Here is a 17,590-nt window from a genome sequence, read left to right as displayed (position 1 = left end):
GTTCGTAAAGTAAATTGCGGCCGGTACGGCGCAAGCCGCGTACCTGCAACGATCAACGGGCGATGATTGCATCTGCAATCATCGCCCTTGTTTTTCTTGCCGATAAATTCCCGTTTATTTTTGCCGATACTGGTTTCTTGTCGAGACTCGGGAAGGGCGATGGCGGCGAACGAAAAGCATGTGAAAGGCCTTGACGGCCTGCGGGCGCTTGCAGTGGTGCTCGTGTTTCTCGCGCACAAGGCTCACGTCGAGGCAGTCGACGTGGGCAAGCTCGGCGTGTGGCTGTTCTTTCTGATCAGCGGTTATCTGATCGTCGGCGAACTGCATCGCAACCGTCTGCGCATCGAGCAGCACACGGCGCGCAGAGATGCCGTGCTCTACGTGTTCTTCATCAAGCGCGCGCTGCGTATCGTGCCGGTCTACTATCTGCTGCTGATCGCGCTGACCATTGCACATGCACTGTTTTATCAGCGCGAGGTCGAGCTGGGGCTCGCATGGCATTACGCATTCCTTTCCAATTACTGGATCGGTGTGGTTCACGATAGATGGCCGGGCACCGTTTCGCATTTCTGGAGCCTCGCGGTCGAGCAGCAGTTTTATCTCGCGGCGCCGTTCGCGCTGCTGTTCTCGCGTGCGTCCCGCCATCTCGCGATATGCGCGGCGGCGATTGGCTGCGCCGCGCTGATCCACCTCGCGCTGTATCTGCATGGGGCGAGCGCGCCGCTCGTTTATGCATTCTCACCGTGGAATTTCGCGCTGATTGCGCTCGGCGGCGCGGTGGCGATCGTCGGGGCGCGCGTGCCCTTGGGGAACGGCAGCGTAAGCGCATGGTGGCTTGCGGCCGGTTTTGCGAGTCTCGCCGCATTCGCGGTGGGCCGCGCGGATTGCGCAGCGTGCGTCGCACAGCAGCGTGCCGTGCTGCCGGGGTTGCTCGATATCGGCCTCGCGCTTTCGTTGTGCGCCGTGTTCGTGTGGATCGTGCGCAGCCAGGGCAATGCGCTTGTCGCCGCGCTCGACGCGCGCCCGCTGGCTTATCTCGGCACCATTAGCTACGGCTTCTATCTCTTTCACAATCTTGTGCCGTCGAAACTGGGCGAAGATCCCGCGCTCTACACGAGGCTCGGCTTGCCGCCTGCCGCCGATGCCGTCGTGCCGCTCGTGCTGCAGTTCGCACTGGCGTTCGTGCTTGCGCTGCTGTCGTGGCAACTGCTCGAAAAGCGGGTGCTGGAGAGAAAGCGCGCGCTCGAAGCCGCGATCGACCAGTGGCTGCCGGTGCACGCCGAGGCAGAGTCCGCGCGCTTGCGCGCATAGGGCCTAAAGCGTTGCGCCGCCGATGGGGCGGCCGCTCGGGCATAGCTCGCCGGTTTGCAGGGCGTCGAGCACGCGCAGGATTTCGTCGGGATTGCGTCCGATGTTCAGATGGTCGACGGAGACGTGCTGGATCACGTTGTCGGGATCGACGATGAAGGTGGCGCGCAGCGCCACACCTTGCTCCTGATCGCGCACGCCGAGCTGGTCGATCAACTCACCCTTCACGTCGCCGAACGAATAATGGTTCAGGCGGTCGAGCTCCGCGTTTTCGCGGCGCCACGCGAGCTTCACGTACTCGTTGTCGCAGCTGCCGCCCATCAGTACGGCTTCACGGTCCTCGAACGCTTTTTGCAGCCGCGCGAAGCCGACGATCTCGGTCGGGCAGACGAGCGTGAAGTCCTTCGGATAGAAGTAGATGATTTTCCATTTCGACGAGAAGGTCCGCTCGGTAATGTCGAGGAACGCCGACTCGCCGTTTTCTTCCGGCTGGTTGAATCCGGGCTTCGCCGCAGTGACGGAGAAGGCTTCGAGTTTGTCGCCCACGGTCTTCATGCTGCCGCTCCAGGTGAGAGAGTGATCGGCTTGATCAAGACGATTGTGACAGCCGCAGCGCTCGCGCGGCACGACGATGTGCCGCAGGCGTTGCGCGGGCGAGGGGAAAGCTGCTGATATGACCGGGTGCGGCGAAATGATCTGCGCCGCTCGCTGTACCGCTTGTTGTGCTGCTCGCCGTGCGGCTTATACGCCCTTGGCGAGCGGAAACTCGATCGTCACCTCGAGCCCGGGGCCGGGCAGGCGGTTGCGCAGGCGCAGCGCGCCGCGATAGCGGCCTACGAGCCGCTGCACGATCGCCATGCCGAGGCCGGTGCCGTTGGCCTGCGTGCGGGCGCTGTTGACGCGATAGAACGGGCGCGTCACGAGTGCGATCTGGTCTTCGGGAATGCCAGGCCCTTCATCGACGACCGAGAGTTCCACGCGCGAATGCGAGACGCGCGTTTCGAGCATGATGTGCGGAATGCCATCCGAGTCGCTTGCGCCGTATTTGCGGGCGTTTTCGATCAGGTTGCCGAGGACGCGGCGCATGTCGGTGTCGTCGGCTTCGATCATGGCGGACGGCGCGAGGCGCGTGATGAGACGCACGCCGTCTTCGCTCGCCATGCGCGCGGCCATTTCGCCCGCGATCACCGAGAGGTCGACGCGTTCGGTCATGCGCTGCACCGGACGGGCGTAGTCGAGGAAGCGGCCGATGATCAGGTCCATCTGCTCGATGTCGTCGATCATCGCATCCTTGGTCGCCTGGTCGGACGGACTCATCTCCGTCTCCAGCCGCAGCCGCGCGAGCGGCGTGCGCAGATCGTGCGAGATGCCCGCCAGCATCAGTGCGCGATCCGCTTCCAGCTGTTCGAGATCGCGCACCATCTGGTTGAAGCTTCGGTTGGTTTCAGCGGCCACGCCCATGCCGCTCTCGGGCAGTGGCGCGGGCGACTGACCGGAGCCCACCATGCGTGCCGACATCGCGAGCCGTGCGAACGGGCGGTTCACGAGACTCGTGATGAATGCCGCGCCGAAGAGCGAAAGCGCAAGCGCGGACACGCCCCATCCGACCCATTGCAGGCCGGTGACGTTATCGAGCTGATCGCGGTCGAGCGCGACCCAGTAATCGTCGTCGTCGATCTTGAAGCTGATCCACACGCCCGGAATGTCGTTGACCGACTGGGCGATGACGGTGTCGTCGCCAAGGCGCCCGCGGATGTCGTGCTCGATCAGCCGGTTCAGCGATTCGTCTGGCTGGAGCTTGTATTTGTCCGTCGCTTCACGCGGATAGACGCGCACGCCTTCGTTGCTCTCCAGGTCCTGGAGCAACGCGCGGCGCAGGTCGGGATCGGAATAGAGCAGCGCGGTGCGCGTGAGCTTCACGACCGCGACGAGCTGCAGCGCCACGCGCTGCGCGCGCGGTTCGCGCTCGATCACGCGAAAGCTCTGGAACCACGCTGCAAGACTGACCGCGATCAGGAGTGCGATCAGCAGGAAGGTGCGCCAGAACAGGTCGCCGAACGCAAGCGTCAGCAGACGCCGGTCAATCCGCATGGGACCTTCCTGTCAGACAGAGGAATTGCAGACGCCCAGCCGGTTCAGGCTGCACCGTCCGGAATGAATACGTAGCCAAGGCCCCAGACCGTCTGGATGAAGCGCGGACTGCCCGGATCAGGCTCGATCAGCTTGCGCAGACGCGAAATCTGCACATCGAGACTGCGGTCGAACACTTCGTATTCGCGACCGCGCGCCAGCTCCATGAGCTTTTCGCGCGAGAGCGGTTGACGCGGATGGCGCGCGAAAACCTTCAGCACCGAAAACTCGCCCGTGGTGAGCGGAATTTCCTGGCCGGCTTTGGTCAACGTGCGTGTGGCGAGGTTCAGCGCGAATTCGCCGAATTCGAAGACCTCGGTGGTTTCGGACGGTGCGCCCGGCAATTCCGACGGTGCCTGGCGGCGCAGCACCGCGTGAATGCGCGCGACCAGTTCGCGCGGATTGAACGGCTTCGGCAGATAATCGTCAGCGCCCATTTCCAGGCCGACGATGCGATCGACATCCTCGCCCTTTGCCGTAAGCATGATGATGGGCGTGCGATCGTTGCTGCCGCGCAGACGACGGCAGATCGACAGGCCGTCTTCACCCGGCAGCATGAGGTCGAGCACGAGCAGATCGAAACGCTCGCGCACCCACAGCTTGTTCATGGCGGGTGCGTTTTCAGCAACGTAGACATTGAAACCCTGCTCGCCGAGATAACGCCGCAGCAAATCACGCAGGCGCGGGTCGTCGTCGACAACCAGGATTTTCGAGGGGTTCTTGGTTTCCATGGCAGGCATCTTATCGCGATTGGACTGTAGTGCGAGTTTGCACCAATTAACGGGTTACAGTCAGTTACAAAATTTACCCGTGGTGTGCCACGGCATCAAGGGCTGACAGATAGACTGCTTTACGGAATGCGGCGGTTCGGTAGATACTTCATCCGACTTTAAATTGCCGCTCGCACCGACGCGGGTTTGCACGGATTCAAGGTAGCTGTTTGCCGCGTGACGAAGGGAACAGAATGAAGGGAGGGGTCAGGCCGACAATGCGCCATACCATGATTGCACTGGCGCTAGCCGGTGGCATCGTGGCCGCATTGGATCCGGCCACGGCCGGCGCCGAGCCCTCCATCAACCGGCATGACGGCCCCCACATGTCCTCTCATCCCGTGGGCTACAAGCCGCCTGCGCACCGCTTCCGCAGCGATCCGCCCGATCATCCCGCCTCCGATCTGAACTCGCACACGCCCGGTGTTCCGCCCGACCTCGACCAGCGGCGCCGCGACGGCCACATGACACCTGAAGAGCGCCGCCTCCTGCGCCAGCACATCGAAGACGCGGTGCGCGAGCTTTACAAACGCTGAGTGTATTGCCGCGCGAGACAGCGTCGTTCCCGGTGCACGCTCGATCGATTGCGTAATCGACATCCGTTGCGGATCATTTGCAGGGCCGCGATATTCAAAGCACATGGGTTTTCTCATCGCTTCGTTTGCAACGCGATAAAGCGAATCACGTTTGACGCTGCTCAGGTGCAATCGTTTGCCGGTCAGTCTATTTGTACGATCGAATGTACGCACGCGTGCGCGACGATTGTTTCGATTTCAAGCGGACGGCTTGCACCGTTGGACGCGAACACCGATGATGTGCGCGCACTGGCGCCGCGGGCGCAGACGAAGCGCATCGCGCTGCCGATCGAACCCGCCAATGCGTTCGCGCCCGCGACCCGGGCGAGCGGATCTCGAAGCACTGCTGATGGACCTGAAGCACCAATTGAAATGAACAGTCGAATGAGGGAGCGGGACAGTTCGCGCGGCCGCCACGAGAGGCGGGGCGCCCCATGAAGCGACGCGAGTTTCTGGCGGCGAGCGCTGCGGCGGGAATGTCGCTGTGGCTGCCGGGCGCGGCGCACGCACGAAGCGGCGCGACAGGTCCGTTTGCGGCGGGCTACGACAATCTGTTGATCCTCGTCGAACTCAAGGGCGGTAACGACGGCCTCAACACCGTCGTGCCGTTCGCCGATCCGCTTTACCACCGCTATCGCGCGAACATCGGTGTGCGCCGCGATCAGGCGATCCAGCTTGACGAACGCACGGCGCTGCATCCGGCGCTTGCACCGCTCATGCCGATGTGGCGTGCGAGGCGGCTGGCGATCGTGCAGGGCGTGGGCTACGCGCAGCCGAATCTGTCGCACTTCCGTTCGACCGAAATATGGGACACCGCGTCGCGTCCGGACCAGTATCTGCGCGACGGCTGGCTCGCACGTGCATTCGCGAACGCGCCGGTGCCGACGAGCTTCGCGACGGATGGACTCGTGCTCGGCAGTGCGGAGACAGGCCCGCTCGCGAACGGCGAGCGCGTGATTACACTCGTGAATCCGGCGCGCCTTGCGCTCGCGTCGCGCCTCATTACGCCGACGTCACTGGATGAGCCCGATCCGACACTTGCTCACCTTCTCGACGTCGAGCGCGACATCCGCAAGGTTGCCGACCGGTTGCGTCCGAGGCACTCGCAGCAGTACGCGCTGAAGACCGTGTTTCGGCCGGGGCCGTTCGGCACGTCGATCAAGACGGCCATGCAGGCGCTCGCGTTGAGCGACACGGCACAGGGTGTACCTGTGCCGGGCGACGGCATCGCGGCGATCCGGCTCACGCTGAACGGCTTCGATACGCACGAGAACCAGCCGGGCCGGCATGCAGCCCTGCTGCATCAGTTCGCTACGGGCATGGCGGCGATGCGCGATGCGCTCGTCGAACTTGGGCGCTGGGACCGTACGATGATCGTCACGTACGGGGAGTTTGGCCGCAGCGCGCGTGAAAACGCGAGCCGCGGAACCGACCACGGCACGGCATGCGCGCACTTCGTGGCCGGCGGCCGCGTTGCGGGCGGCCTGTACGGCCAGGCGCCGCAACTGGCGCGGCTCGATGGCGACGGAAATCTGCCGGCGGGCGTCGATTTCCGGCGACTCTATGCGACTGTGCTGGGGCCGTGGTGGGGGCTCGATGCACAGGCCGTGCTGCAGGACCGCTTTCAGGCGCTGCCGATGCTGCGCGTGTGATCGAGCGATAGGTGTTTCAGGCGCGCCGCGCCGCGCGCCACGCGATCCAGAGCTTGCGGATCGGCGTGAGTACGATCTGCTGATGCAGCACCTGAAAGCGCTCGCGCTCCACTTCCTCCAGCAGTGCAAGCGACAGCGCCGCGAGCGAGCGCAGCGTACGCTGACCGCGCCGTTCGGCGGCGGGAATGCCGTCGAGTGCGGCGGCGATCGCTTCGCGTGCACGCGCCGTCTGGAACTTCATGAGTTCGGTGAATTCGTCGCTGTAGCGGCGATTGATCAGATCGGCGGCGGTGACGTTGTAGCGCTGCAGTTCGTCGATCGGAATGTAGACGCGGCCATGGCGCGCATCGTTGCCGATCTCCGGCACGAACTGCGCGAGCATCAGCGCGTTGCCGAGCGGCGCGGCCCATTGCGCGGCGGCGCCCGCATCGCGCGCGCTCACGCGTGCGACGAGCGTGGCGAACGTGCCGCCCACGGCGTCCATGTAGCGCCGAAGGTTGGGGAAGTCGAGATAGCGCGCCTGATCGAAGTCCATCGCGTAACCGGCGAGCAACGCCTGCAGCGCGGGGTACGTCGCCTTGACATCGTCGAGATGGTGCGCAAGCGCCTGCGTCACGGGATGTGCCTGCGCGGTGTTGCCCGCGTCGCTTCCTGCGCCGTTACCCGCGCCGTTGCCGGCAGCAGCCAGCCCGGCCAGTTCCTTTTGCCACCACGCGAGCTTCGTGCGTCCGACAGTGGGATCGCTCGTTTCCTTTGCGGTTTCTTCCAGCTCGCGGCGCAGCGCGAAGAGGGCGGCGAGAAGCGGTTGGCGCGCGGCGCTTGCCTGGCGCAGCGCGTAGTAGGTGCCCGATCCGGGCGGAGCCGCCTTTTGCTGGCAGTAGTCGTCGAAGTTCACGGTGTCTGCGGGGTGGGGATGTGCGCCGCGGCGGCAAACAACGGGCAACGGCCCGGGCTGCGGCGGCAAACTGGCGATTCTAGCATCGTGCACATGCAGACAAGCGCCAGGCAATCGGTTAGAATTTCGCGCCTGCGCATTGGAGGTGTGTGCACGTGGATATCGTGCCCGTCCCGCCCGGCAGTGTCTGCAACGCGAGGTTCACGCGGTTGAATGGCTCACGAGAGCGCGCGAGATCGCAGCGTGCCCTCTCGGCGGCCCTGCGAGCAGACGAAAAGATTCGCGTGAGTGGCGAAATTGGTAGACGCACCAGGTTTAGGTCCTGACGCCCGCAAGGGTGTGCCGGTTCGAGTCCGGCCTCACGCACCAACTCTCTTTTCCCGGTATCGGATACGCGCGCGGCGTGCATCCGGCCTGTATCCAGACAGCAATCATTCAAGGCCGGTTCTGCACCGGCCTTTTTCTTTTCTACTGTCTTCCGTGCGCCGTGTGGCGATGAAACCGGCTAAATCTCGTAGGCCTCGATGATCTTGTTGAGCGCGCGCCCAAGCGTTTCGCGTTCCTTGTCGTCGAGGCAGGAGAACAAGTCCTGATTCCATTTGCGTGCGATCGGCATCACCTTGCGGTAGAGCGCACGTCCTTCTGGTGTGAGCGATACGAGTACGAGGCGGCCATCTTCCTTGCTCGCGTCGCGGCGCATGAGACCGCGGCGCATCAGCGCTTCGGCCGCGCGGCTTGCCTGGCTCTTGTCGAGATTCGCGTGGCGTGCGAGCTCCATCACCGAGAACGGGCCGAATGCGCCTACTGCGCCAATGAGCCGCGCCTCGGGCAGCGTGATGCCGAGCTTCGCCTGGTAGCGTTCGGTGCTGCCCCGTTCGGAGAGCTTGTTCAGGACATGGAGCCGATAAGTCAAATATTGCTCGAGTCCGGCTTTGCTTGCCTTCATGATCGTCCTGGTTGCGTGGGGGAATGCGCAATGCGTGAGGGGTGCGCAAGAGTACTGCGCGTGATGTGATTGTTGCCGCAACCGGCCCGCGGGTCAATGTCGCGTAGTGCGAAATACACGCCACGCAAAAACGTGGCGCGCGCATCTTTTAACCGCTTAACGAGGAAGACAGTTGCGCATCAGCGCATACTAAAACGCAAGCGTGCAAGCTGTTCGGTAACGTTCGTGAGCAGCGTCGCCGCATCGCGGATCGCCGCGTCCAGCGTAATCGGTCCGGGTGCTGGCGAAAAGCAGCCGCTGAAGTGTTCTGACAGGCGAGGTAGCGCGGCGGGATCGACCGCGCCAGAGAGCAGCGTGGCGGGCACGCCCGCGGCCTGCGCATGACGGCAAGCAATGAAAGGTGCCTTGCCATGCAGCGTTTGCACGTCCGAACGGCCTTCGCCCGTGATGAGCCAGTTCGCGCCGTGCAATGCAGTATCGAGGCCGATCTGACGGGCGACGACTTCCGCGCCCGGTTCGATGCTCGCGCCGAGCATGCGCAGCGCGAAGCCGAGTCCGCCCGCCGCGCCCGAACCTGCTTCATTGCGCACACGACGGTTGAGCGCCGCTTCGACGAGATCGGCAAAGTGCGCGAGTGCCGCGTCGATGGGCGCGACCTGTTCCGGCGTCACGCCCTTTTGCGGACCGAACACGGCCGTTGCGCCATGCTCGCCCGTAAGCGGATTGTCGACATCGGACATGGCGACGAACGACGCGTCCGCGAGCCGCGCATCGAGGCCCGATACGTCGACACGCGCCACGCGCACGAGCGCCTCGGGCGTGGGGTCGACGGGCTGGCCCGCTGCGTCGAAGAGCTGTAGCCCGAGACCGACGAGCAGACCCGCACCGGCATCGTTTGTACTGCTGCCGCCGAGCGCGACGTAGAAGCGCCGCACGCCTTCGTCGAGCAGGATGCGAATCGCCTGCCCCATGCCGGTCGTGCTGCGCGCTGCGACCGGAACACCCATGCCCACGGGATCGGTGATGCCGACGATTTCGGCGGTTTCGACAATCGCGCTGCCGTCCTGCAGCAAGCCGACCGCGGCGTCGCGCATCGGCCCGGCTGCGCCGCGCACGCTGATTACATGGCGCTTACCGCCCGCGATCAGCATCGCGTCGAGCGTGCCTTCGCCGCCATCGGCCATCGGGCACAGGCGGATATCCGCGTCCGGTCGCGCGCGGCGGATGCCTTCGGCGATTGCGGCGGCCACGCCGTCCGCACTGAGCGAGCCTTTGAACGAATCCGGAGCAATGACGACGACGGGAGTTTCAGGCGACGGGTTGGGCATGGTGTCTCGATGCTGGCAAGGGTTGGTATAGGTAGGCGTCGGCTGAGGCCGGCGGGGCGGTCGGCCAGAGCGTTAGCTTAACAGCGCTGTCGCGCGGGCTGGATATGCCACATTCGCCAACGTGGATAGGCGGGGCTCAGCGTGAATCGGCGTGAATCGGCGTGGACTAGGGTGGATTGGCAGCCGGCGCGGCGGCCCGGGTTTGCATCGGCGGCGAGCTTGCCCGGTCCGATTTGCGCTTCGACGCTGTGCGGGGAAGTGCCCGGCATGCGGTTTATGGCGGGTTTGCGGCCGATTTGTGCCGGTTGCGTACGCACGAATGCCGTGTTCCGGCGCCATCCCGGGAGGAACCGAGCGGCAAATCCATTTGACGGCGGAAATAGTTTGCTAAAATACTTGGCTCTTTTGACGGAACCGCGTCGCAAATCGCTCATTGCGGTGCAGCAGAGCGCACGCGTGGGCGGGTTCCGGAGCGCGCAGGCGACCTTGGTCGCGCGTGCGTGTGAAAGGCGGCGCGGGGTTGCCAGCGGGGGTTGCCAGCATTAGGCGCACAAGCACCTGCAAGCGGCGCAACGAGGCGCAGGTGCTGTGGGTCGCCTCACCGCGTGCCCGATTGGGCAGGCGGACCGCGGCACAGCAAAGATTACTGATTCGCTCGAATAAATTTTAGGACGATTGAAGCCATGGCTAACGTTGTTGAAAACCTCGGCAAGCTCGAACGCCGCGTGACGATTTCCCTGCCGAAGGATGCCGTGCAGAAAGAAGTGGATTCGCGCATCCGCCAACTCGCAAAGAACGTGCGCATGCCGGGTTTCCGCCCGGGCAAGGTGCCGCTCAAGATGGTCACGCAGCAGTACTCGGGCCAGGTCGAAGCCGAAGTCCTGAGCGACAAGATCGGCAAGGAGTTCTTCGACATCAGCCGCGCCGAGAACCTGCGCGTTGCCGGCCAGCCGAGCTTCGCCCCGAAGACCGAGGCCGCTGAAGGCGCCTACGCGTTCGACGCGACCTTCGAGGTCTACCCCGAAGTCAAGATCGGTGACGTCGCGACCGCCGAAATCGAGCGCACGACCACGTCGATCGCCGATACCGAAATCGATCGCACGCTCGACATCCTGCGCAAGCAGCGCGTGCATTTCCACGCGCGCGGCGACGCGGGCGAGCACGGTGACGGCGGCGCCGACACCGCAGCGAAGAGCGGCGACCGCGTGACGGTCGACTTCGTCGGCAAGATCGACGACGTCGCATTCCCGGGCGGCACCGCAGAAGGCTTCACGTTCGTGCTGGGCGAAGGCCGCATGCTGCCGGAATTCGAAACGGCTGCGCTCGGCCTGAAGCAAGGCGAGTCGCGCGAATTCGACCTGAGCTTCCCGGCGGACTATCACGGCAAGGACGTCGCGGGCAAGACCGCGAAGTTCACGATCACGATGCACAAGATCGAGTGGCCGCATCTGCCGGAAATCGACGCGGAATTCGCGAAGTCGCTCGGCATCGCCGACGGCGACCTCGTCAAGATGCGCGGCGAGATCAAGGACAATCTGGAGCGTGAAGCGAAGCGCCGCACCCAGGCCATCGTCAAGAACCAGGTGATGGACGCGCTCCTGAAGATCTCCGAACTCGACGTGCCGAACGCGCTCGTCGAACAGGACCAGCAGCGCCTCGTCGAAATGGCGCGCGCGGACCTCGTGCAGCGCGGCGTTCCGAACGCCAAGGATGCGCCGATTCCGGCCGAGATGTTCAAGGACCAGGCCGAGCGCCGCGTCAAGCTGGGCCTCGTGCTGGCCGAACTCGTGAAGGCCAACAGCCTTGAGGCGAAGCCGGAGCAGATCCGCGCCGAAGTCGACGAATTCGCGAAAAGTTACGAAGACCCGAAGGAAGTCGTGCGCTGGTATTATTCGAACCAGCAGCGTCTCGCCGAAATGGAAGCCTTCGTCGTCGAATCGAACGTTGTGGATTTCGTGCTCGACAAGGCCAAGGTGACGGACAAGCTCGTGAGCTTCGAAGAACTGGCAAGCGCAACGGCGCAGGCTTAAGGCGACCGCGCAGCGGCGTGCCGGCTGTCGGGGCTTCCGATGGCGAGCACGCCGTTTTTGCGTCCGCGTAATTTTTCCATTCGGCAAGTGTGGTTGAATTACGCGGGGTCCGCCTCCACTCGGGGTAATCAGAAGAGATCTTCCAGACAAGGATGCACCGCATGACCATTCGCGCTCAATCGCTGGATACGTTGACCTCCCACGCATCGCGGGATCTCGAACCGCAGGCGCTCGGGCTCGTGCCGATCGTCGTGGAGACGAGCGGCCGCGGCGAGCGTTCGTACGACATCTACTCGCGCCTGCTCAAGGAGCGTGTGGTGTTCATGGTCGGCGAAGTGAACGACCAGACTGCGAACCTCGTTGTCGCGCAACTGCTGTTTCTCGAAAGCGAGAACCCGGACAAGGACATCAGCCTGTACATCAACAGCCCGGGCGGCTCCGTCTCGGCCGGCATGGCGATCTACGACACGATGCAGTTCATCAAGCCGGACGTTTCGACCCTTTGCATGGGCCTCGCAGCCAGCATGGGCGCGTTCCTGCTCGCGTCGGGTGCGAAGGGCAAGCGCTTCGCGCTGCCGAATTCGCGCGTGATGATCCACCAGCCGCTCGGCGGCGCGCGCGGCCAGGCGTCGGATATCGAAATCCAGGCGCGCGAAATCCTGTATCTGAAGGAACGCCTCAACCAGCTGCTCGCGCACCATACCGGCCAGCCGGTCGAGCGCATCGCACGCGACACCGACCGCGACAACTTCATGTCCGGTGAGGACGCGCAAGCGTACGGGCTCGTCGACCAGGTGCTCCACAAGCGTCCCTGATCCGGCCCGTTCTGGCGCGCCGCCCGCAATCGACGGAGGCTTCGGCCTCCGTGGAAAAAGGGATTGGCGCTGCCGCGCGAACCGTGTGAAATAATCGGAAAACGCGCTCGCAGCCTGCGGCCCACACGCCGTCACAGCAAGCGGTTCATCCGCCTCCCGGTGTGGCCGGGGGAAACGGCGTATCATGTAAAAGAGTGTCCGGAGGCTCATCTATCCATGGCGGACAAGAAAGGTTCCAGCAGCGAGAAGCTGTTGTATTGCTCGTTCTGCGGCAAAAGCCAGCATGAAGTAAAGAAACTGATTGCAGGGCCGTCGGTGTTCATCTGCGATGAATGCATCGACCTGTGCAACGAGATCATTCGCGACGAAGCCGCAGGCGCCGGCGTCGACGCAGCGCTGTCGCGCTCGGACCTGCCGGGTCCGCAGGAAATCCGCGACATCCTCGACCAGTACGTGATCGGCCAGGAACGGGCGAAGAAGATTCTCGCCGTGGCCGTGTACAACCACTACAAGCGTCTGAAGCATCTCGACAAGAAAGACGACGTCGAACTTTCCAAGAGCAACATCCTGCTGATCGGGCCCACGGGCTCCGGCAAGACATTGCTCGCGCAGACGCTCGCGCGCCTTCTGAACGTGCCGTTCGTGATCGCCGACGCCACCACGCTGACCGAAGCCGGCTACGTGGGCGAGGACGTCGAGAACATCATTCAGAAGCTGCTGCAGAACTGCAACTACGAGGTCGACAAGGCGCAGCGCGGCATCGTCTATATCGACGAAATCGACAAGATCAGCCGCAAGTCGGATAACCCGTCGATCACCCGCGACGTGTCGGGCGAGGGCGTGCAGCAGGCGCTCCTCAAGCTAATCGAGGGCACGATGGCCTCGGTTCCGCCGCAGGGCGGCCGCAAGCATCCGAACCAGGACTTCATCCAGGTCGATACGACCAACATCCTGTTCATCTGCGGCGGCGCGTTCGACGGTCTGGAAAAGGTCATCACCGATCGCACCGAAAAGACCGGCATCGGTTTTGGCGCGAGCGTGAAGAGCAAGCAGGAGCGCGACGCGGGCGAGGTGCTGCGCGAAGTTGAGCCGGAAGACCTGATCAAGTTCGGTCTGATTCCCGAGCTGATCGGCCGTCTGCCGGTGGTCGCGACGCTCGGCAAGCTCGACGAAGCCGCGCTGATGAAGATCCTGGTCGAGCCGAAGAACGCGCTCGTCAAGCAGTATCACAAGCTCTTCAACATGGAGCGCGTGGAACTGGAGATTCGCCCGGCCGCGCTGCAATCGGTCGCGCGCAAGGCGATCCGCCGCAAGACCGGCGCACGGGGCCTGCGCTCGATCCTCGAGCAGGCGCTGCTCGACGTGATGTACGATCTACCGGCCATGAAGGGCGTGAGCAAGGTCATCATCGACGACAACGTGATCGACGGCGACGGCAAACCGCTGCTGATCTACGAAGACGCGCCGAAGGTGGCAGGATCGAACTAATGGCGGTGATCGGCTAAAGAGTTCCGGAAAAAAGCCGTTCATACAATGAGATGAACGGCTTTTTCGTTTGTCTGGTTTTGTCTGGTGGTCGATGGCGCACTATTTCTGGAGTCACTGAACTTTTCCCACACGCTCGAGGCTTGCAATCGCTGTCGCAGGCCTTACTTATCGAATGAATTGATTCCACTCATGGGGAAATGAAATGTCAGGAACCCAACTCCTCCCGCCGGAACGCACCACGCTCCCGCTGCTGCCGCTGCGAGACGTCGTAGTTTTCCCGCATATGGTGATTCCCCTCTTCGTGGGCAGGCCGAAATCGATCAAGGCCCTCGAAGCGGCGATGGAAGGCGGCAAGCACATCATGCTTGTCGCGCAAAAAACCGCCGCGAAGGATGAGCCGACCGAAAAAGACATGTACGAAGTGGGATGCGTTGCAAACATCCTGCAGATGCTCAAGCTGCCCGACGGCACGGTAAAAGTGCTCGTCGAGGGGCTGCAGCGCGCGAAGACGCTCTCGATTGAAGAGCAGGAAGCGCAGTTTTCGTGCGAGGTGATGCCGCTCGAACCCGATCATGCCGACGGCGCCGAAACCGAAGCGCTGCGCCGCGCGATCGTGTCGCAATTCGACCAGTACGTAAAGCTGAACAAGAAGATCCCGCCGGAAATCCTGACGTCGCTGTCGGGTATCGACGAAGCGGGTCGTCTCGCCGACACCATCGCGGCACATCTGCCGCTCAAGCTCGACCAGAAGCAGCACATCCTCCAGATGTTCCCGGTCGTGGAGCGTCTCGAGCATCTGCTCGCGCAACTCGAAGCCGAGATCGACATTCTCCAGGTGGAGAAGCGTATCCGCGGCCGCGTGAAGCGCCAGATGGAGAAGAGCCAGCGCGAGTACTACCTGAACGAGCAGGTCAAGGCGATCCAGAAGGAACTGGGCGAAGGCGAAGAGGGCGCGGATCTCGAAGAGCTCGAGAAGCGCATCACCGCTGCGCGCATGCCCAAGGAAGCCAAGAAGAAGGCCGACGCCGAGCTGAAGAAGCTCAAGCTGATGTCGCCGATGTCGGCGGAAGCGACGGTCGTGCGCAACTACATCGACACGCTGATCGGCCTGCCGTGGCGCAAGAAGAGCAAGGTCAACAACGATCTCACGAACGCCGAGACCGTGCTCGACGAAGACCACTTCGGCCTCGAGAAGGTGAAGGAACGCATTCTCGAATATCTCGCGGTGCAGCAACGCGTGGACAAGGTCAAGGCGCCGATCCTGTGCCTCGTCGGGCCTCCGGGCGTCGGCAAGACCTCGCTTGGCCAGTCGATTGCGCGCGCAACGAATCGCAAGTTCGTGCGCATGGCGCTCGGCGGCGTGCGCGACGAGGCCGAGATTCGCGGTCACCGCCGCACGTATATCGGTTCGATGCCCGGCAAGATCCTGCAGAGCCTCACGAAGGTCGGCGTGCGCAATCCGCTCTTCCTGCTCGACGAAGTCGACAAGATGGGCATGGATTTCCGCGGCGATCCGTCGTCGGCGCTGCTCGAAGTGCTCGATCCGGAACAGAACCACACGTTCGCCGATCACTACATCGAAGTCGATTTCGACCTCTCCGATGTGATGTTCGTCGCCACGTCGAATTCGCTGAACATCCCGCCGCCGCTGCTCGACCGGATGGAAGTCATCCGCCTGTCGGGTTACACGGAAGACGAGAAGGTCAGCATCGCGCAGCGTTACCTGCTGCCGAAGCAGAAGAAGAACAACGGCCTGAAGGCCGGCGAGGTCGAGGTCACGGAAGGTGCAATCCGCGACATCATTCGCTATTACACGCGTGAAGCGGGCGTGCGTTCGCTCGAGCGCGAAATATCGAAGATCTGCCGCAAGGTCGTGAAGATGCTTCTGCTGAAGAAGGCGCAGGGCGCGGTGACGGTCGACGGCACGAATCTCGATACGTTCCTCGGCGTGCGCAAGTACGACTTCGGCCTGGCTGCGAAGGAAAACCAGATCGGCCAGGTCACGGGCCTTGCCTGGACCGAAGTCGGCGGCGATCTGCTGACGATCGAAGCGGCGGTCATGCCCGGCAAGGGCAACGTGATCCGCACGGGTTCGCTCGGCGACGTCATGAAGGAGTCGGTCGAAGCGGCACGCTCGGTGGTGCGCTCGCGCTCGCGGCGTCTCGGCATCAAGGACGAGGCGTTCGAGAAGCAGGACATCCACATTCACGTGCCGGAAGGTGCGACGCCGAAGGACGGTCCGTCCGCCGGTATCGCGATGACGACCGCGCTGGTGTCCGTGCTCACGGGCATCCCGGTGCGCGCCAACGTCGCGATGACGGGCGAGATCACGCTTCGCGGCGAAGTGCTGCCGATCGGCGGGTTGAAGGAGAAGCTGCTCGCGGCGCATCGCGGCGGCATCAAGCTCGTGCTGATCCCGGAAGAGAATGTGAAGGATCTTTCGGAGATTCCGGACAACGTGAAGAACGCGATCGAAATCGTGCCGGTCCGCTGGATCGACAAGGTGCTCGAACTGGCGCTCGAACGTGTGCCGCAGGCTCTGCCGGAAGAAGAGGTGAAGGCGGACGATGCAAAGGCGGCAACGCCCGTCGCCGAACCGGCGGACGCCAGCGCGACCGAAGTGGTCAAGCACTGATCGCTAACGCAATGAGGCGGCCGGCGCATCCTGCGCACGGTTCGCGATGTACCGGAAACCCGCGGCTTGGCCCGCGGGTTTTTTATTGCGCGAACGACGTGTAAACCCCGCGCAAACCCTGCGCAAACGCCGCCCGGACGATTGGTCGCGGGCATCTGCGGGCGGCGCTTCGCCGTGCCCTGGAGGAATTCCTCGAACGTCCCGTTAAATCAGGCTGAACCCGGCTTGACACCGTCGATTCCGACCCGTTAAATGAGCGAGCCCGGCATAGAGCCTGGCCCGTCTTTTCCTAAATCCCGGCGCGCAAAGCGTCGCAATGATTACCCAAACACATTCTCGGGGGCTGGAATGAACAAAACGGATTTGATCGATCACATCGCTCAGCAAGCCGACATCTCGAAAGCGGCTGCGGGACGCGCACTCGACGCCGTGATCGGTGGCGTCAAGGGCACGCTCAAGAAAGGCGGGTCGGTCACGCTGGTCGGCTTCGGCACGTTTGCCGTGGGCAAGCGCACGGCGCGCACGGGGCGCAATCCCCGCACCGGCGATGCGATCAAGATCAAGGCCGCAAAGGTCCCGAAATTCCGGCCTGGTAAAGCGCTCAAAGATGCGCTAAACTAGCGGGCTCGCTGGCCGTCGTTGTGCAATTTGCACCGTGCAGGCTGGCATAGTGCGCAGAAGGTGCTGAAAAAGCACATAAAAAAGCGCACTGAAAGAAGCACGTAGATGTTGTGCAAAAAGCAGCACAAAGAGCAGTTCAGGAATCGCTAAGCTGGGTGCTTAGCTCAGTTGGTAGAGCGGCGCCCTTACAAGGCGTAGGTCGGGAGTTCGAGCCTCTCAGCACCCACCAGTTTTCGGTTCCTCAGGCATCTGCATCAGTACTTGAAAAAAGTAGTTGCAGGATGCAACCGCACGGAGCGGTAGTTCAGTTGGTCAGAATACCGGCCTGTCACGCCGGGGGTCGCGGGTTCGAGCCCCGTCCGCTCCGCCAGATCTTTCTAAAGAAGGCGAACCGAAG

At 63.2% G+C, this 17,590-nt stretch carries 15 protein-coding genes and 3 tRNA genes; 12 read left to right on the top strand and 6 right to left on the bottom strand.

Going from position 1 to position 17,590, the window contains the following annotated elements:
- The first annotated feature begins 62 nt into the window (after positions 1 to 62).
- Together Q0L30_RS10435 and Q0L30_RS10430 are read left to right on the top strand one after the other, a co-directional pair.
- Positions 63 to 194: a hypothetical protein gene (locus Q0L30_RS10435; RefSeq protein ID WP_296654766.1), complete on the top strand. Its 132-nt coding sequence runs from the start codon at positions 63 to 65 to the stop codon at positions 192 to 194.
- Positions 160 to 1,311: an acyltransferase gene (locus tag Q0L30_RS10430; RefSeq protein ID WP_296654624.1), complete on the top strand. Its 1,152-nt coding sequence runs from the start codon at positions 160 to 162 to the stop codon at positions 1,309 to 1,311. The genes Q0L30_RS10435 and Q0L30_RS10430 overlap by 35 nt, the downstream gene beginning before the upstream one ends.
- 3 nt (positions 1,312 to 1,314) lie before the next feature.
- Here the strand turns inward: Q0L30_RS10430 and Q0L30_RS10425 are convergent, their stop codons facing one another.
- The 3 genes from Q0L30_RS10425 to ompR form a co-directional block, all read right to left on the bottom strand.
- On the bottom strand, positions 1,315 to 1,863 hold the full coding sequence (locus Q0L30_RS10425) for a peroxiredoxin (RefSeq protein ID WP_293045679.1): 549 nt from the start codon (positions 1,861 to 1,863) through the stop codon (positions 1,315 to 1,317).
- A 186-nt stretch (positions 1,864 to 2,049) separates the two neighbouring features.
- Positions 2,050 to 3,399, bottom strand: a complete 1,350-nt coding sequence (locus tag Q0L30_RS10420; RefSeq protein ID WP_293045676.1) for an ATP-binding protein — start codon at positions 3,397 to 3,399, stop codon at positions 2,050 to 2,052.
- Between the two features lie 44 nt (positions 3,400 to 3,443).
- Positions 3,444 to 4,169: a two-component system response regulator OmpR gene (gene ompR, locus Q0L30_RS10415; RefSeq protein ID WP_035514479.1), complete on the bottom strand. Its 726-nt coding sequence runs from the start codon at positions 4,167 to 4,169 to the stop codon at positions 3,444 to 3,446.
- Positions 4,170 to 4,402: 233 nt separating this feature from the next.
- On the opposite strand from ompR, the gene Q0L30_RS10410 reads away from it, so the two are divergent.
- Positions 4,403 to 4,744, top strand: a complete 342-nt coding sequence (locus tag Q0L30_RS10410; RefSeq protein WP_296654618.1) for a hypothetical protein — start codon at positions 4,403 to 4,405, stop codon at positions 4,742 to 4,744.
- 473 nt (positions 4,745 to 5,217) lie between these two features.
- The gene (locus Q0L30_RS10405; protein ID WP_296654617.1) at positions 5,218 to 6,435 is read left to right on the top strand and encodes a DUF1501 domain-containing protein; all 1,218 of its coding nucleotides are present in this window, start codon (positions 5,218 to 5,220) and stop codon (positions 6,433 to 6,435) included.
- Positions 6,436 to 6,451: 16 nt separating this feature from the next.
- Here Q0L30_RS10405 and Q0L30_RS10400 read toward each other — a convergent pair whose 3' ends face one another.
- The gene (locus Q0L30_RS10400; RefSeq protein WP_296654615.1) at positions 6,452 to 7,330 is read right to left on the bottom strand and encodes a squalene/phytoene synthase family protein; all 879 of its coding nucleotides are present in this window, start codon (positions 7,328 to 7,330) and stop codon (positions 6,452 to 6,454) included.
- 282 nt (positions 7,331 to 7,612) lie between these two features.
- On the opposite strand from Q0L30_RS10400, the gene Q0L30_RS10395 reads away from it, so the two are divergent.
- Positions 7,613 to 7,699, top strand: a tRNA-Leu gene (locus Q0L30_RS10395).
- Positions 7,700 to 7,835: 136 nt separating this feature from the next.
- Here Q0L30_RS10395 and Q0L30_RS10390 read toward each other — a convergent pair.
- Together Q0L30_RS10390 and Q0L30_RS10385 are read right to left on the bottom strand one after the other, a co-directional pair.
- Positions 7,836 to 8,276: a MarR family transcriptional regulator gene (locus Q0L30_RS10390; RefSeq protein ID WP_296654613.1), complete on the bottom strand. Its 441-nt coding sequence runs from the start codon at positions 8,274 to 8,276 to the stop codon at positions 7,836 to 7,838.
- A gap of 179 nt (positions 8,277 to 8,455) precedes the next feature.
- Positions 8,456 to 9,604 carry a glycerate kinase gene (locus Q0L30_RS10385; protein WP_296654612.1) on the bottom strand — a complete coding sequence of 383 codons (1,149 nt, stop codon included), beginning with the start codon at positions 9,602 to 9,604 and terminating at the stop codon, positions 8,456 to 8,458.
- Between the two features lie 683 nt (positions 9,605 to 10,287).
- On the opposite strand from Q0L30_RS10385, the gene tig reads away from it, so the two are divergent.
- The 7 genes from tig (at position 10,288) to Q0L30_RS10350 (ending at position 17,563) form a co-directional block, all read left to right on the top strand.
- The gene (gene tig / locus Q0L30_RS10380) at positions 10,288 to 11,634 is read left to right on the top strand and encodes a trigger factor (protein ID WP_296654611.1); all 1,347 of its coding nucleotides are present in this window, start codon (positions 10,288 to 10,290) and stop codon (positions 11,632 to 11,634) included.
- A gap of 161 nt (positions 11,635 to 11,795) precedes the next feature.
- A complete protein-coding gene (gene clpP, locus Q0L30_RS10375) occupies positions 11,796 to 12,449 on the top strand; it encodes an ATP-dependent Clp endopeptidase proteolytic subunit ClpP (RefSeq protein WP_293041820.1) in 654 nt (217 codons plus the stop codon).
- A gap of 216 nt (positions 12,450 to 12,665) precedes the next feature.
- The gene (clpX, locus tag Q0L30_RS10370) at positions 12,666 to 13,937 is read left to right on the top strand and encodes an ATP-dependent Clp protease ATP-binding subunit ClpX (protein WP_296654607.1); all 1,272 of its coding nucleotides are present in this window, start codon (positions 12,666 to 12,668) and stop codon (positions 13,935 to 13,937) included.
- Positions 13,938 to 14,139: 202 nt separating this feature from the next.
- Positions 14,140 to 16,572 (top strand): endopeptidase La, encoded by a 2,433-nt coding sequence (lon, locus tag Q0L30_RS10365; protein ID WP_296654606.1) that lies wholly within the window; start codon positions 14,140 to 14,142, stop codon positions 16,570 to 16,572.
- A gap of 252 nt (positions 16,573 to 16,824) precedes the next feature.
- Positions 16,825 to 17,193: an HU family DNA-binding protein gene (locus Q0L30_RS10360; RefSeq protein WP_296654604.1), complete on the top strand. Its 369-nt coding sequence runs from the start codon at positions 16,825 to 16,827 to the stop codon at positions 17,191 to 17,193.
- Positions 17,194 to 17,346: 153 nt separating this feature from the next.
- Positions 17,347 to 17,422, top strand: a tRNA-Val gene (locus Q0L30_RS10355).
- A 64-nt stretch (positions 17,423 to 17,486) separates the two neighbouring features.
- A tRNA-Asp gene (locus Q0L30_RS10350) sits at positions 17,487 to 17,563 on the top strand.
- Positions 17,564 to 17,590 lie beyond the last annotated feature (27 nt).

This window comes from Paraburkholderia sp., assembly GCF_024281035.1.
Taxonomy (GTDB): Bacteria; Pseudomonadota; Gammaproteobacteria; order Burkholderiales; family Burkholderiaceae; genus Paraburkholderia.
Note: the sequence above shows the minus strand (reverse complement) of the source record. Positions and strands in the feature narration are given on the sequence as shown.